The sequence below is a fragment of the Paenibacillus sp. genome (assembly GCF_035645235.1).
Lineage (GTDB): Bacteria > Bacillota > Bacilli > Paenibacillales > YIM-B00363 > Paenibacillus_AE.
Window position 1 is genome coordinate 1 of sequence record NZ_DASQMZ010000023.1, and the last position, 15,361, is coordinate 15,361.

8 protein-coding genes and 1 pseudogene are annotated in these 15,361 nt (G+C 62.6%); all 9 read right to left on the reverse strand.

The features are described 5' to 3' along the window. A partial coding sequence (locus tag VEZ38_RS02000; RefSeq protein WP_324891449.1) for an FAD-dependent oxidoreductase occupies positions 1 to 221 on the reverse strand: 221 nt, incomplete at its 3' end. Between the two features lie 121 nt (positions 222 to 342). Next, positions 343 to 1,203, reverse strand: coding sequence for a carbohydrate ABC transporter permease (locus VEZ38_RS02005; RefSeq protein WP_324891451.1), 861 nt, complete (start codon positions 1,201 to 1,203; stop codon positions 343 to 345). Further along, entirely contained in the window at positions 1,197 to 2,057 is an 861-nt protein-coding gene (locus VEZ38_RS02010; protein ID WP_324891494.1) for an ABC transporter permease, read from the reverse strand. The genes VEZ38_RS02005 and VEZ38_RS02010 overlap by 7 nt, the downstream gene beginning before the upstream one ends. Before the next feature lie 203 nt (positions 2,058 to 2,260). Continuing rightward, positions 2,261 to 4,027, reverse strand: a complete 1,767-nt coding sequence (locus tag VEZ38_RS02015; RefSeq protein ID WP_324891453.1) for a sensor histidine kinase — start codon at positions 4,025 to 4,027, stop codon at positions 2,261 to 2,263. Between the two features lies 1 nt (position 4,028). Then, positions 4,029 to 4,748, reverse strand: a complete 720-nt coding sequence (locus VEZ38_RS02020) for a response regulator transcription factor (protein ID WP_324891455.1) — start codon at positions 4,746 to 4,748, stop codon at positions 4,029 to 4,031. Between the two features lie 63 nt (positions 4,749 to 4,811). Beyond that, positions 4,812 to 5,115, reverse strand: a pseudogene (locus VEZ38_RS20675) (transposase); the annotation flags it as partial. An 82-nt stretch (positions 5,116 to 5,197) separates the two neighbouring features. Beyond that, a complete protein-coding gene (locus VEZ38_RS02030) occupies positions 5,198 to 8,770 on the reverse strand; it encodes an Npt1/Npt2 family nucleotide transporter (protein ID WP_324891457.1) in 3,573 nt (1,190 codons plus the stop codon). Between the two features lie 277 nt (positions 8,771 to 9,047). Next, positions 9,048 to 14,132 (reverse strand): S-layer homology domain-containing protein, encoded by a 5,085-nt coding sequence (locus VEZ38_RS02035; RefSeq protein ID WP_324891459.1) that lies wholly within the window; start codon positions 14,130 to 14,132, stop codon positions 9,048 to 9,050. A gap of 151 nt (positions 14,133 to 14,283) precedes the next feature. Then, positions 14,284 to 15,246 carry a calcium/sodium antiporter gene (locus VEZ38_RS02040; RefSeq protein WP_324891461.1) on the reverse strand — a complete coding sequence of 321 codons (963 nt, stop codon included), beginning with the start codon at positions 15,244 to 15,246 and terminating at the stop codon, positions 14,284 to 14,286. Positions 15,247 to 15,361: the final 115 nt, after the last annotated feature.

Sequence of the window (15,361 nt, forward strand, 5' to 3'; positions counted from 1 at the left end):
AGCGACGCGACACGGCGGTCGACCTCGTCCTGCAGCCCGCCGGACGATCCGTAATAATAGCGATGGATGCCGCCGCGCGTCGCGATGCCGCCGAGGGCGGAGTCGCTCTCGACCAATACGACGTCCGCGCCTTCCTCCGCCGCCGCGATCGCCGCCATGCAGCCGGACGTCCCCCCGCCGACGACGAGCACGTCCGCGTCAAGCCGTTCCTCTCTCTTCATGGCTCTTCTCCCCCTTCCGATGTCCTGCACCGTTGGCTACCCCCATCTTATGAAAACGCTCTCTTCGAAAATAGGCGGTACTTCATCGAAAATGTCAGGAAATTCGTCAGCCGAAGCCGACTCACCCTTTAATCGAGCCGAGCAGCGCGCCCTGCGTAAAGTATTTCTGGATGAACGGGTACACGGCGACCATCGGCAGCGCGGTCAGGACGACGGCCGCCATCTGCAGCGTCTCCGTCGGCAGCACCTCCTCGAGCTGCACGTCGGTTTCCATCGAACGCGTCAAGATCGCCTTCAGCACGACCTGCAGCGGATGGAGTCTTGCGTCGTTGATATACATAATCGCAGGAAAGAACGTGTTCCAATGTCCGACCGCGTAGAACAATCCGATCGTCGCGAAGATCGGCATCGAAATCGGGAGCACGACCGACCACAAAATACGCGTCTCGCCGGCGCCGTCGACCCGCGCCGCTTCGTCTATCGCGTCGGGCAAGTTTTCAAAGAACGTCTTCATGATGAGCAAATTGAACGCGGCCACCGCCCCCGGGATAATCATCGCCCATACCGAATTGATCAGCCCCGTCGCCTTGACGATCAAGTACGTCGGGACGACCCCGCCGCTGAACAGCATCGTAAAGACGATCAGGAGCAGCACGCTCGTTCGTCCCGGCAAATACTTCTTGCTGAGCGGATACGCCATGAGCGTCGTGAGCAGCAGATTGACCGCCGTGCCGACGACCGTGACGAAGATCGTGACTTTGTAGGCGTTCATCAGCAGCGAGTCCTGCAAAAACAGCTTGTAGGCGGCGAACGTCACGTTCCTCGGCACGAGCATAAACCCGCCGTGGCGCATGACGTCCTCGTACGGGGTCAGCGACACCGAGACGACGTAGAGCAGCGGGAAGACGGCGACCGCGCCGACGAGCGCGAGGAACGCGTAGACGAGGGCCAGGTACACCTTTTCCGACCATGAAATCACCATAGCTGTCCCCCCCATCGCTTCGCGAGCTGATTCGCGGCCAGCACCAAGACGAGTCCGATCGCCGACTTGAACAGCCCTACGGCCGACGCCAAGCTGAAATTCAGCTGCTCGAGGCCGACCCGGAACACCCACGTATCGATAATGTCCGCCACGGGATATACGTGCACGTTATACATGATGTAAATCTGATCGAAGCCCGCATCCAAAATATGCCCGAGCCGCAGCACCAGCATTAGGATGATGACGGGCGCGATGCCCGGCAGCGTAATATGCCACATCTGGCGGAACCGTCCGGCGCCGTCCATGCGCGACGCCTCGTACAGCTGCGGATCGATGCCGGCGATGGCCGCGAGGTATATAATCGCGCCCCAGCCGATGTCCTTCCAAACCGAGGAGGCGACGAGCATGCTCCGGAACCAATCGAGCGACGTCAGGAACGGCTCCGACGCGCCGGTCCACTGCTTCAAATAGTAGTTCACCAGACCGCCGGTTTCCGAGAAGAACGCGATCAGAATGCCGTAAATAATGACCCAAGACAGAAAATGCGGCAAATAACTGAGCGTCTGCACGGTCCGCTTGAAGAACGCATGGCGCACTTCGTTCAGCAGGATCGCGATGAGGATGTCGGGCGGCATGCCCCAGACGAGCTTGTACAGACTGATGAGGAACGTGTTTCTCAAGATTTCCCAGAAGAACGGCGAATCGTAAAAATACTTGAAATGCTTGAACCACGGATCCGCCCACGGACTCGCCCAGATGCCCTGCAGCACTTGAAAATCCTTGAAGGCGATGAGCGCGCCGTACAACGGAGCGTACTTGTACACAAGAAAGTACGCCAGCCCCGGCAGCAGCATCAAGTACAGCGCCCGGTATCTCCACAGCGTCCGCGCCGCTGCGCGTGCCCGACCGCCGAGTCCGAGACGATAACCGCTTACATTTTCCGCTTGCAACTGATCCACCCCGCCGTCTTTGATTTCGTACCCCCATCTTAGCGCGCCCGCGGCAGGGGAAATAGGCGGAGCGCCGACGATAATGTCAGAAAATCAACGCTTCGCGGTCAAGGCTCGCACGGCAGCGCCAGCTCCACGACGGTGCCTTCGCCCGGGGCGGAGCGGATGCGCAGGCCGTATTCCTCCCCGTACGAAAGCTTCAGCCGCTCGTCGATGTTGGTGAGGCCGATGCCGTTCAAGCCGCCGCGGCGCGACCTGCGCTCGCCGCCCGAGCCGTCGAGAATCGACCGGAGTTTCGATTCGGTCATGCCGATGCCGTTGTCCGCGACCGTCAGCACGAGCTCGTCGCCGACGCGCCTTGAGGCGATCGCGATGACGCCCGCTTCGTTCGTGGCGAGCCCGTGGAACAGCGCGTTCTCTACGAGCGGCTGCAGCAGCATTTTCGGTACCGCATAGTCCAGATGGGCCGCGGGCACGTCGACCTCGAAGCGGAACGTATCGCCGTAGCGCACCTTCAAAATTTGCACGTACGCCCGAAGCGTGTCCAGCTCCTCCTCGAGCGAGACGAGCTCGGTCTTCTTGTCGATGCTGAAGGTCAGGATGACGATCAAGGAGCGAATCGTCTCCTCGACCTCCTGCACCCGGTGCTGCTTGGCGAGGCTCCCGATGCAAGACAACGTGTTATATAGAAAATGAGGCCGGATCTGGCTGAGCAGCAGCTTCAGCTCGATCTCTTTTTTCTTGCTCTCTTTCTCCCGCACGGTCTCGAGCAGCGCGCGAATGCGCTCGATGAGCCGCCGGTAGCTGCGCGTCAAGTCGCCGATCTCGTCGTTGCGCCGCTGATCCGATTCCGGCATGGCGAAGCTTTCGCCGTTGAAGCGCACCATCTGCAGCGCGAGCCGCTTCACCGGACGCACGAAGTGGCGGCTGATCAAATACGTGAAGACCGAGAGAAGGACGAACCAGAGCGCGCTGACGACGATGAAGCGCTGGATGACGAGCTGCGCGCTCTCCCAGAACGACCGCTCCCCGGTCAAGGTGACCAAATACCAGCCAAGCTGATTGCGGTTGCTCTTGATCGTCAGCAGCGTGTCGGAGGCGCCCGTGACGCGGTTCACGCCGTTGCCTATCGCCCACAGCTCCCGCTCGAACGACTCCGTCAGCCGTTTGGGCACAGTGCCCTTGCGGTACGGAAGCAGGCTGCTGTTTCGGTCGTAATCGATGATGTTGCCTTGGTCCGAAAAGAGAACATAGCTCTTCTCTTGCACGTTCAGCAGCTTGCTAAGCTGCGCGGAGAGTCGCGGCGTGTCGATTTCCGCGAGCACCGTGCCGATGCGCCGCCCGGACGGGTCGGCGATGCCGAGCGCGAACGCGACCGTATCGTCGACGAGCATCGGCGAATAATACGGCTGGCTCCAGCCGATCAGCCCCGGATTGTCCTCGACGATGCGGAACGCCTCCATCAGCTGCGGGTGCTCGATGATGTCGTAGAGCAGCCGGTCGCCCGTCAGGATGCGCCCGTCCTCCGTCAGGACGTAAATTTGACTGATAAACTCCCGGTTCAGCTCCAGCACTCGCGACAGCACCGCCTCCGCCTCGTCGGGGCGGCGAAGCTCGTCCTCCCCGAGCGTTCGCGCCGCCTCCAGCAGAATATTCCGCACGTTCTGGAAATACATGTCGAGGAACTGCCCCGTTCGTTCGGTATACAACGTCATGTCGTCCGTCTTCTGGTCGTAGAATGCATCCTTGAACCCGTTTAAACTAAAAAACAGCAACCCTGAAAATAAAATCAGGCTTGCCGCCGTAAGCGCGACGAACAGTTTGCTTTGCATGCTGACGTAAGGACGATTGTGAAGCGCCCGCAGTATTTTCATGTCATGGCGTCCCCCTGTATTCCCGCGGATTGATGCCGTAGTATTTGGTGAAGACTTCCGTGAAGTACCGGTAGTTCCCGATGCCGACCTGCTCGGAGATTTCGTATATCTTGAGCGAGCTGTGCTTTAGCAGCGCGGCCGCCTTTTCCATCCGCAGCTTTTTGACGTAATCTTGAAAATAATGGCCGGTTTCGCGCCGAAACAAAATCCCGAAGTAATTTTGGCTCAGCCCGACATGCTCGGCGACTTCGCCGGCGGCGAAGGGCAGATGGAGATGGCCCTCGATGTACCGGATCGCCTCCCGAATTTCGAAGCGCATCTCGGGGTCGATCGGCGCCGCGTCGCCCATCTTCGACCGCGCCCGCTGTAGCGCCTCCAGCAAGTCGGACTCTCGGTACGTTCCTTTGACCAAATAATCGCAAGCGCCGAGCCGCAGCGCGTCGCGGACGTAATCGTATTCGCTGTGGCAGGTCAGCAGCACGACCTGCGCGTCCGCCGCCTGCTCCTTGAGCTTCCGGGTCAGCTCCAAGCCGTCCATGAACGGCATCGCGACATCGGTCAACACGACGTCGGGACGCAGCGACTCGAACAACGAGAGCGCTTCCAATCCATGGCGCGCTTCGCCCGCCAACTCGAAGCCGTGCAGCTCCCATGGGAACGCCCGCAGCTGCTCGCGCATCGGCACCTCGTCCTCGACGATCAACACCTTGCATCGCTTCAACACGCGACACCCCCTCTCCAACATTCTAGTAGCCGATACGCCGGAAAGATAGAGTCCTTGCACTCAAAATGTCAGAAAATCAACGAAATTAAAAACACGCCTTGCGGCGTCCATGGCGTACACGTGATGGAGTAGCTTGTTGCCGCAAGCAATCACGGCCACCTTATGGGGCTTGCCCTCTTTTCTTTTTTTATCGTAGTACCCTCTAATTCTTTGGTTTGCACTTTTTCGAATGACGCAAATAACTGCTAAAAAATAAAGCTCTCCGCAGCCTCTTTGAGCCTCGCTTCGTGATTCGAGAACTCGTGGCCGTGAACTTTCCCAAGCTGAATATCCCGGGATCTAAGCCGGCAAAGGCTGCGAACCGCTCAGCATCTTTAAAGCCCTTTCATCCCGCGGTTGAGAAAAGGGACGCCCCCGGGGACGTCCCTTCTTCGCTTCTTTGCCGGCTACCCCGCCATGCCCTTCAACCGGTCGCCCATCACCTGCATCATGCTGCGCAAGACGTCCATATTCCGAAAGCACAGCGAAAACACTTGCTCGCGGTGCAGCTCGAGCACGACCGTCGGCGCGGTGGCCGTGCAATCGGCCGAACGCGGCCCGCTGTCGATGATCGCCATCTCGCCGAAGTAGTCGCCTTCGCCCAGCACGGCGAGCGTCTTCCCTTCCCGGTGGATGCGTACGCTGCCCTCGATGATGCCGTACAGCGCTTCGCCGTAATCGCCCAGCGCGCAAATGGTCTCCCCCGCCTCGTATTCCGTCTCGTCCACCAATTGCGCCAGCTGGATGAGATCGCTCTCCGAGAGATGCGAGAATAGGTCGATCTTTTGCAAAATCAGCACCCGTCGCAGCAGCGAGTCGGGCCGTTCCCCGCCCGCGAGCAGCGACGCCGCCGCGGCCTCGCTCCCCGCCGCGATCGCCGCCGCAGCCTTCTCCGGCGAACCGCCGGGAGTCGCGCGCTGCTGCGACAGCACCGCCCGCAGCCTGCGGGACAACAGCCGCATCATTTCAATCGCGATCGACGAACGATCGAACATGACCTCGAAGAAATCTTCCGAGTCCAACCGCCAAAATACGCACGCTTCTTCCGCCAGCGTATCCGCGGAACGCAGCCTTCGCGTCAGCAGTCCGGACTGCCCGAACGATTCGCCCGCCTGCCGTTCGCCGACCTTGACGCCGTCGCGGTAAAAACCTACGCGACCGCTGCGCACAAGGTAGAGCGCATTGTCCGCGGCGCCGCGGGGGAAGATCGGTTCCCCCCGCGCCGCCCGCCGTTCGGTCAGCTTGTGCGCGACGTCGGCGAGCTCCCGGCTCGTCAGCTTCCGGAACAGCTCGTATCCGCGCAGGAGCCGAATCCGCTCCATCAACTCCCGCCGCGCCTCGGACTCCTCCGGGCGCGCGGCGTAGCGGACTACCTCGCGAAGCCATTCGTCCGGCTGCCGCTCCAGCCATTCGAGTCGTTCGGTCCCGTCGGCCTCGGCGGCCGCCGAGCGGTCCGCGGGGCGGCTCCCCTCGCCCATCAGCCGCGCCAACTCCGCACGGACCTCCCCATGCGCCAGCTGATCGACAACCTCCATGGCGTTCGCCTGCTGGCGCGCGTCGCCCTCCCGCCAATTCGCGTATACCGCGCGGATGGTCGCGCCGTCGTACAAGAGCGCCAACCATTGGAATATGCGCTGCACGGTCGCCGCGCGCAGCTGTTCGCCAACCTCCGCCGCTTCCTCGTAGCGCGGAACGGCGGAAAGCCCCGCGAATCGCTCCGACAGCTCTCGATAGAGTCGCGTCTCCCCAAGCAGATACGCTTCGATTCGAGAGGCTTGCCGCGCGTCCGGCTCCACCCGGCGGCGCATTCGGTTTAACGCCTCCAGCACCCCGCCGCGCATCTCGAACCCCGAAGCCTCGTACACGTCGAGCAGCGTCTCGAACGCGGCCGGCGACGCGAGCCGCTCGAACACCTTCGGCAGGTGAAGCGGCGGAGCCGCCCGCTCGAACCACGGCGCCAGTCGCGGAATCGACTCTTTCTCGTCGTATGCCGCAAGCGCCTCGATCGCGTCTTTCCGCGTCCCCCCGGATCGGAGCAGCGGGACGATGTCATCGATCAGCTCGGGCGCCTGCAGGACGCTGGCGGATTGCAGCGCGCTGCGGCGCACCTCCAGCGCGGGATCCCGCAGCAGCTGCCGGAGCGGCTTATAGAACTGCCGAATGCCGATGCTGCCGAATAGTGCCGCCGCGGCCGCCCGCTCCGCTTCGTCCGCGCTTTCGAGCAGCTGCTTCAGCGCGCCTACGGCGCGGAACATGCCCTCGATGCCGTAATGCTTGACGAGGCCGGCGATCGCTCCGCATTTGCGCTCCAAGTCCTCCCCGTCCAGGCAAGCGGAGATGCGCTCCAGATGCGCCTCGTCGGCGTAAGCGGACAACGCCGCAATCGCCCGGGACGCGACGCGGGCGTCCGCATCGTCGAACTTCTCGATCAGCTGCGCTTCGAAGCCCGCGAACGGACGACGCTCCGCATACGCGAGCGCCTCGACGACGACCTCTCGCGCCGGATGCCGCAGCAGCGCCGGCAGGTACGGCGACAGGTCGAAGCCGTCGATCCCTCGCAGCACGCGGAACGCGTAGAGCGCCTGTTGCTTGTCGGCGCTGCGCAGCGCGTCCGTCAGCAGCCGCAAGCTGGCCGGGTCCATCACGTTCAGCTCGGCGTCTTCGATTTTCACCTGATCCGTTTGCAAGGTGGAGACGAGCGTTTTCAAATAAGCCCCCTTCACCTTCATCGCCGCCCCGATGCAGACGACGAGCAGCCCGATGACGATATAACCCAACTCTTGCGGCGACAATATCGGCGATAGCGCGAGCAAGCTGATGGCCGCCAGTCCCTTCGCGCCGTTGCGCACGATGCCGTCGAGGAAGCTCTTGGCACGATTGCGCCACTTGGGCGGCACCGGGAACATGATCAGCTGCTGCACCGAGGAATGGATCGTGTCGCCGACGACCTTGTCGCTGCCCTTCAGCGCGACCGCCATCGCCAGCACGGGCGCGGCCAGCAAGCCGACGCTGCCGACGAGCAGCACGGCCGGAAAGACGAGTATCGCCGTCATGACGCCGAACCGGGTCAGCACCTTCCCGGCGACGAACATTTGCAGCACCAGCGCCAGCAGCCCCGCGAAGCCGTAGAAGCTGCCCATAAAGCCGGCGAGGGCGTCGTTTTGCAGCTCGCTTTTCAGAATGACCTTAAATTGATAATCCACGAACGTGAGGACGAGGATGAGCGCCGCCGACATGACGGCGACGTACTTTAGATGCGGCACGGACGCGAACAGCCCTTCCGCCTGCGCGGCGCGCCGCGCCTTCGCCTTCCCGCCCGCTCCCTGCGCGGATTTGCCCGCCGACGCGAACGTCTCAGCCGGATCGCCGCTGCTCCGAAGCAGCGCGAGCGCCGCTGCGAGCGCGAGGCCCTGCAGGCCCGCGTAGAAATAAATTAAGTTCGCCGTCCCGACCAGCGGCACGACCAGCTTGAGGCCGAAGCCGCTGACGATGCCGCCTACGATACCGCCGCTGCCGACCAGCCCGATCGTCCGTTTGACCTTGCGCTGGTCCAGCACGCAAGTCGCGAATTGCCAGAAGCATACGATCATAAGGAAATTGAAAACGTCGTAAGCGACATAGATCGTCGGGACGACCCAAGCCATCCCCGCGCCGACGCCGAGCCTCGACGCCAGCGCGAGCGCGGCGATCGCCGGAATGAGGCCGACGACCAGCCGGTCGATGCGCAGGCGCTGCCCGTACCGCTGGAAGACGAGGCCCGTCAGGATAAGCGCCGCCGACTGCGGCAAATACATCTTCGACAGCGCCGAGGCGTCGAACGCGGACAAGAATAGCGCATCCGCGGCGGTGCGGCCGACGGTCGAAGCCGAAGCGACGCTAAATAAATAAAAGAATAATAGAAACACCTTATTGTACTCTTCCCGATCCTCCCGGAACCGCGCGAAGAACGCGTCCGGCGATGCCCCCGCAAGCCGTTTCATCCGTCGTGAACGCCCCTATCCGTCAGCCGTCCTTCTTAACTTCCAATCATACCACGCCGGAGGCGGCAAGGGGTCGCGGAACGAAAAAAAGCCGAATCAGGAATTTATGTTGCTCACACGGGGGAGGGGGGGACTTTACGTACGTACGTCGGCGCCCGGCATCTGGCAAGAAACATATAAAAAATAGGGCGTCCCGTAGGACGCCCGTTGCATCTTTGCGGCAATCGCCGCCCCTCCGTCATTAACTCGGCGGCAACGGGAAGAGACGGCTTCGCTTTTATTCGTCTATAAAGCTCGCGTATTGCAGAAAGCGTTTAAGCATAACGGCCGCTTCCGCCCTCGTCGCTTCCGCGCCCGGACGGAACGCCGCACCGGACGCTCCGCTCGCGATCCCGGCCGCCACCGCCGCCGATACGCCTTCCCTTGCCCAAACTCCGATCTCGGAGCCGTCGGGAAAGCGCGGCGCCCCGTTCTTCGCGTCCGGCTGCGGCGCGCCCGCGAACGTCAAGGCGCGGGCGAGCATGACCGCCATGGCTTCCCGCGTGATCCGCTCGCCGGGGCGGAACGTGCCGTCTTCGAAGCCGAATACGAGCTTCGCGCGAACGGCCGCGCCTACCGACCCCGCGTACCAGCTTCCGTCGTCCACGTCGGAGAAGCTCGAATCGATGCTTTCCGTCAGACCTAACGCCCTAACGAGAAGCGCCGCGAATTCCGCACGGGTAATTTCGCGATCCGGGGCATACGCATCGCCGCTCTCTCCCCGCACGAGCAGCTTCGAAGCCAGCAGTTCGATATCGGATTTCGCCCAATGGCCCACTAAGTCGTCGAACGACTTCTTGAGGGCGACTACGACGTATGTGCTGTTCCCGGTCCGCTTGAACGTCGCCTCCGTTACCCCGTCCGCGGTCGTCGCGAATACGGCGGGAACGAACGTCAAAGCGCCTGTCTCGGGATCGTAGAGCGCGACGGTCGCGGCCGCCGGGTCTACCGCCTCCGAGAGCCGGAGCGTTCTAGACACATAAAGATCGCCGAAGTCGTTGACGCTTGCCGCATTCCCGTCCGCTTCGGCCGTAATCGTAAACTCCATCGGCTCGGAGACGACGCTGCCGTTCTCCCGCGCGATCCGATCCCGAATGCTCGCCTTAACGTCTTCGGTCGCGACCGACATGCCGATCGTCAAGCCGATCTCGTCTTCCGCGACGCCCAACCGCGATGCAAGGTCTTCGAAATTCAGCGCGCGAACCGGCACATCGTACGTCGCGCCGTTATGCTCGACGGACAACGTCAGCCCGGGGGCTGCCTCCGCCGCCTCGATCCATGCGCGAGCAGAGATGACGACCTCCGCCGCGGCGGCGTCCCCTTCGACGAGCAGGGCGATCCGTTCGCCGTTCGTCGACGCAAGCTCCCGAATCGCGTCGTTCAACGATTCGACGACGACCTTCGCGACGGTTCTCCCGCCGGCGTCGATCTCCCTTCCCGTAGGCAGCTTCACGCGTACGCCGTCCTCCGTCCGCTCGACGACCGCGCCCTGCGACGGCGTCGACGGCGGCGCGCCCCCGCCTTGGCGAGGCGCCGACGGTCTCGCGTTCGCCTCCTCGGAGGGCTCGCTTTCGCCTTTGGGATTCGCGGCGCCGACGACGTAATAATACGTCGTGCCGTTCGAGAGCCCTTCGTCCGCGTATGCGAGCTCCGCCGTCTCGGCGACCGGCTCGTACGGGCCGCCGGACGTCTCGCTTCTGTACACGCGATAGCGCGTCGCCCCTTCGGCCGCTTCCCAGGCCAGCGCGACCTCGCGGTCGCCCGCTTCGGCGGTCAAGCCCGCCGGCGGCGACGGGACGACGTATCCGTACACGCGCAAGTTATCGACGTAATACTCGTCGGCGTCGCCGTTCGGCGTGAACGACTGCACCAAGGAAATATCCTCGACGGCGTTGAAGAAATCCGCCTGCTCCAGCCTGATTTCTCCGTCGACGTACACATCCGCCTTCCCGGTCGCGACGTTCGCGACGACCTTAATCGTATACCATGTATTCGCCTCGTAGTTCAGCAAGAAAGGCGTGTATCCGCTCGTATTTCGATAAGCCAGATGTCCGCCGTTCGTCTCAATCGCGACGCCGGCTGCCCCGTTGGACGTCGAGCCGAGTCCCGAGCCTTGCGCCAGTCGCAGCACCTTGACGGAATTGCGCTTGGCCGGCTTCATGAAGTCGAACTGCGCGACGACGAGCTCCGGCTGGCTTTCGAACGCCGCGTCCCACTGTACGATGCCGGAGCCCGTATCGTGGAATCGCAAGCTCTTGTCCTCTGCCGAAGGGATGTCCGCGTAACGGATCGTGCCCATCGCTTCGTTCACGGTATAGCCGGAAGGCAATTCGCCCGCCGTGCCTTCGTTGAAATCATCCTCGAGGAGCAGCGTTAACCCCGCTTCGTCTCGCAGCTCGACGAGCGCGCCGCTGACTTGGGCCGAGCGCTCGCTTTCCCCCGCCGCGTTCACGGCGACGACTACATAATAACACGTAACGCCTTCGACGGCTTCCACGTCCTCGTATCGGGTGTCGAATACCTCCCCGGAAATCGTCTCAAAGCCTTCCCCGTCCGTCTCGCTGCGCATCACGAGGTAATAATCCGCGCCTTCGACGGCGTCCCAATCGAGAATCACCTTCGTGCTTGCGCTCGTCAGCGTCACGCCGCTCGGCGCAACCGGCGCCGTCAGCGCGAACGGCGCGGCGGCGACGGCCGAAGACATCGGGCCTTCGCCGTCGGCATTGGCGGCGCTGACCTTATAATAATAAATCGCGCCGTTCGCCAACCCCGTATCCACGTACGTCTCGCCCGTCAAGCCGTCGGCGATCAGCGCATACGCGCCGTCCGCCGACGACGCCCTGTACACGTTATAGGTCGACGCTTGCGACACCGATCCCCAGCGGAGCGCCGCCTGCTCGTCGCCCGCCTTCGCGCGCAATCCGCCGACGACGGTCGGCGCCTCGCCGGAGGTCGTGGCGATCGGACCGGTATAGCCCTCGGTTTTCAGCCAATTGTCCTTGCTCCAGAACACGTTCCCCGCCCCGGCACCGTCCGCCGCGGCGAGCCTCGCCTCGAGCGCCTCCGGCGCGAGCATCGCATGCGGCAAATACGGCAGCTCCGCGATGCCCCCGTATTCGTTGGCCGTCCAGGAGAACGGGATCGCCGCAGCCGGCGCAGGCGCCAGCGGGCTGCCGTCCTCGTCGCTGCCGCCCGTAAACTCCGTCCCGCCGTACGAATAGAGGGTGTTTAACGCGCGTATCTTCCCGGTATAAAACGGGTCGTCCGGGTCGGTCTGATTGTTGCGGATCGGAAACGCGACGTCCCGGATCACCGAGGATTCCACCGACACCGCCCCGTTCTCCGTCGAGATCGCGGCATTGCTCGTCACGTCGAACTTATAGCCGGCCCCGGCGATCGCCTCCCTCATCGCCTCGGTCAATCGCTGCCCCGCTTCGTATGCGTCCGTGCTGTCGACGACGACGTTGTATACGTGCGCATTCCCGCCTCGCAGCCGCGGGATGCGATCCATCAGGTCGTCGTAATAGTTATGGTGCAGCGTAATTTCAAGCGCCGCATTGTCGTTCGTCGTGCCCGAGCCGACCAGATGTCCCTTCTTCTGCCCGGCGGAGATCGCGATTACGTCCTCCTTCGTCAACCCGAGGCCCCGAAGGAATTGATACATCGGGTACTTCGCGGGAAGCCGCTCCAATTCGTCGAATTGCTGCGCGACCCATCCGTCCGCGCCGCCGTCGTCGCCCCGGATGAGGCTCCAAGAAATCGTGACGCCGTTCGATGCGCCCTTCACGTCGACGACCCCGTCGTACGCCTTATTGAACGTCGCGTGATCGATCCAGATGTTCTCGCTGCCGTCCTCGATCGAGATGTAATCCCAGTCGTTCCGGTCGTACTCGCCTTTCGTCGCTTCGTCCCATTCCCACAGCTCGTCGAACTCCAGATTCCGAATAATCACGTTCTTGCTGTTTTTGATGGTAAAGGCGGCATGCCGAATTTCCGCCCCGTGCCTCGAGAACAAGGTAAGCCCGTTGACGCCGGCGATCGTAATTTTGCTGACGCCCGTCTCCAGCAGCACCGGGTGCGTCAGCGGCTCGTTATGCTTCGCGAACGGGGCGCTCCGCGCCGACTCCGGAATCTCCTCCCAGCCCAAGTCTAGATCGTTCATGACCTCGATAACCTTCGTCGCGGGATCGTTCAACGCGGCATGAAGCTCCGCCGCATCGGTCACCTGCTTATATCCCGGATCCGTCTCCGGCAATGCGCCCCCTCCGGTCGTGTACATCGCGAACCCGCCCAGCTCGTATTCGCCCGGCACCGTCAGCCCGGTCGGCGTCCCGAGCACGGGGTCGGAGTCGGCGCTCTCCCCGAACGGATTCGCGGCGCTGACCTTAAAATAGTGCGGCGTGCCGTTGACCAGTTGGCCGATCGTCGTTGTCGTCGCAGGCGCATATACGGTGTCGACCACGGTATAATCGCCCAGCTCCGCAAAGCTCTGCTTGACTTGATAGTAGGTCGCGCCGGTCACCGTATCCCAAGACAAATCGACCGCTTGATCCTTCCCGACGGCGGCGAGACCCGTCGGCGTCGCGGGAGGAATCGGGTCCACGACGGCAGCCTCGGAATCGAATACGACCTGCCCGTCCACCTCGAACACGACCTCGTCGAACGTGACGGAGGCGGTGGCCGCCGCGAACCCGACATAGATCGTATCCAGATCCAAGACGGCGTTCTGCCCGCGCGTATCGTTCTGGTAGGTCGTCCGCGACGCGAACGTTTCGCCGTCGACGGAATACAGATGCTTCAGCTCGTCGCCCACGCGCTGCAGCCGGACGTAGTGCGCGTCTTCGGCGACCGGCGTATTGCCGCCGCCCGTCGTCGGGAGCCTGCGGTAATCGCGGATGCGCTTGCCGTTGTTGTAATCGTACCCGACGGACACGAATTGCGACGTCGGCTCAAGGCCTTCCTTCACCATGAGCAGCGCCCACGCGTCGCTTTCCCCATGCTGGAATTCGCTGATCCTCGCGGTGAGCGTAAAGTCGCTCTGCCCGTTCACCGGCATATACACGAATCCGATGCTGTCTCCGCCGGACTTGATCCCGCCGGCTTCGACGGAAACCGCGAACGCCCCGTCCTCGAAGCCGGCCGACACCGCTCCCGTCCCGTCGCCCCCTTCGATCGCCGCCGCCTGCCATCCAGACGGCAAGACAGCGCTTTCAACCTGCGTCGTAGAAGCCGATGCCCGATCCGCGCCGCCCCAGGGCGCCCCAGCGAACGTTTGCGCCGCAAGCAAGACCGCCATTGCCGCATACAACCTTTTCCTCTTCACCGCATCGCTACCTCCTCTAAGTCTCCTCGGGGGTCAAGCGTAACCGAAACCTTCGAATGATCTCAATAATCATCTCCTCACAAAAAGACCCCGACCCCGCAAAGGGCCAAGGTTCTAAGCTGTTGATTATCGGATTAGCGACGCAACGCGCCTACCCCCTCATCACGACATACACCATATACGCCGCGTACGCCAACACCAGCGCCGTGCCCTCGATGCGCCCGACCCGATAATGGGTACGAGAGACGACGAACAGCAGACCCGTGAGCGCGATCAACACCGCGATATCGACGAGCATCGGGCCGGCGACCGGCAGCGGGGAGATGACGGCGGACACGCCGAGCACGAACAGGATATTGAAAATGTTACTCCCGACGATATTGCCGATCGCGATGTCGTTTTGTTTCTTGACCGCCGCGGCGACGGACGTCACCAGCTCCGGCAGCGAGGTGCCGACCGCTACGATCGTAAGCCCCGCCAACGTCTCGCTCATGCCCAAGCGAAGCGCGATCGCCGTGGCGTGCAGTACGACGAGATGCCCGCCGTAGATGATCGCGCCGAGCCCGGCCGCGGTAAAGAAAATCAGCTTCGCCCAGGACGCCGGCGCCTTCCTCTCCGTTTGCCCGACGGCGGCGTCCGTTCCCTTGCCGTTGCGAGCCGCTTCGAATAAGTAGTACAAGAAGACGGAGAAAAACAGCAGCAGGATCAGCCCGTCGCCGCGCGTAATCCAGCTCGTTGCGGCGCCCTGCAACGCCAGGTCGCCGACCAGTACGAGCAGCGCCGTGCTCGCTAGGAGCGTGAAGGGGATTTCCTTGCGGATCGTCTCGCTTCTCACTTGAATCGCCGCAATGACGGCGACCAACCCGGTGACCAGCGCCGTGTTGAATACATTGCTGCCGATTACGTTGCCTAACGATACGCCCGCATTGTGCTGCAGCGCCGCAATGATGCTGACCGTCGCTTCCGGGGAGCTTGTGCCGAAGGCCACGATCGTCAGCCCGATCAGCATCGGGGACACCCGAAGGCGCGCGGCGATGCTCGAAGCGCCCTCGACGAAATAATTCGCCCCGGCGATCAGCAGCCCGAAGCCGACGAGCAAGAGAATATAGCTCATAGCGTCAACCACCCTACCTCTAGTTGTATACGCTCAGCTTCCGCGATTTCCCGGCGAAATAAACCTGATGCTTCGGGAAAAAGGACCCGCAAAGACGACGAAGAGGAAGCCCCGA

Bases quoted from the DNA above. Each gene is read 5' to 3' on its own strand.
- VEZ38_RS02005 (WP_324891451.1), bottom strand. From the start codon at position 1,203: ATGGTGATTTCATGGTCGGAAAAGGTGTACCTGGCCCTCGTCTACGCG.
- VEZ38_RS02010 (WP_324891494.1), bottom strand. From the start codon at position 2,057: ATGCTGCTGCCGGGGCTGGCGTACTTTCTTGTGTACAAGTACGCTCCG.
- VEZ38_RS02015 (WP_324891453.1), bottom strand. From the start codon at position 4,027: ATGAAAATACTGCGGGCGCTTCACAATCGTCCTTACGTCAGCATGCAA.
- VEZ38_RS02030 (WP_324891457.1), bottom strand. From the start codon at position 8,770: ATGAAACGGCTTGCGGGGGCATCGCCGGACGCGTTCTTCGCGCGGTTC.
- VEZ38_RS02040 (WP_324891461.1), bottom strand. From the start codon at position 15,246: ATGAGCTATATTCTCTTGCTCGTCGGCTTCGGGCTGCTGATCGCCGGG.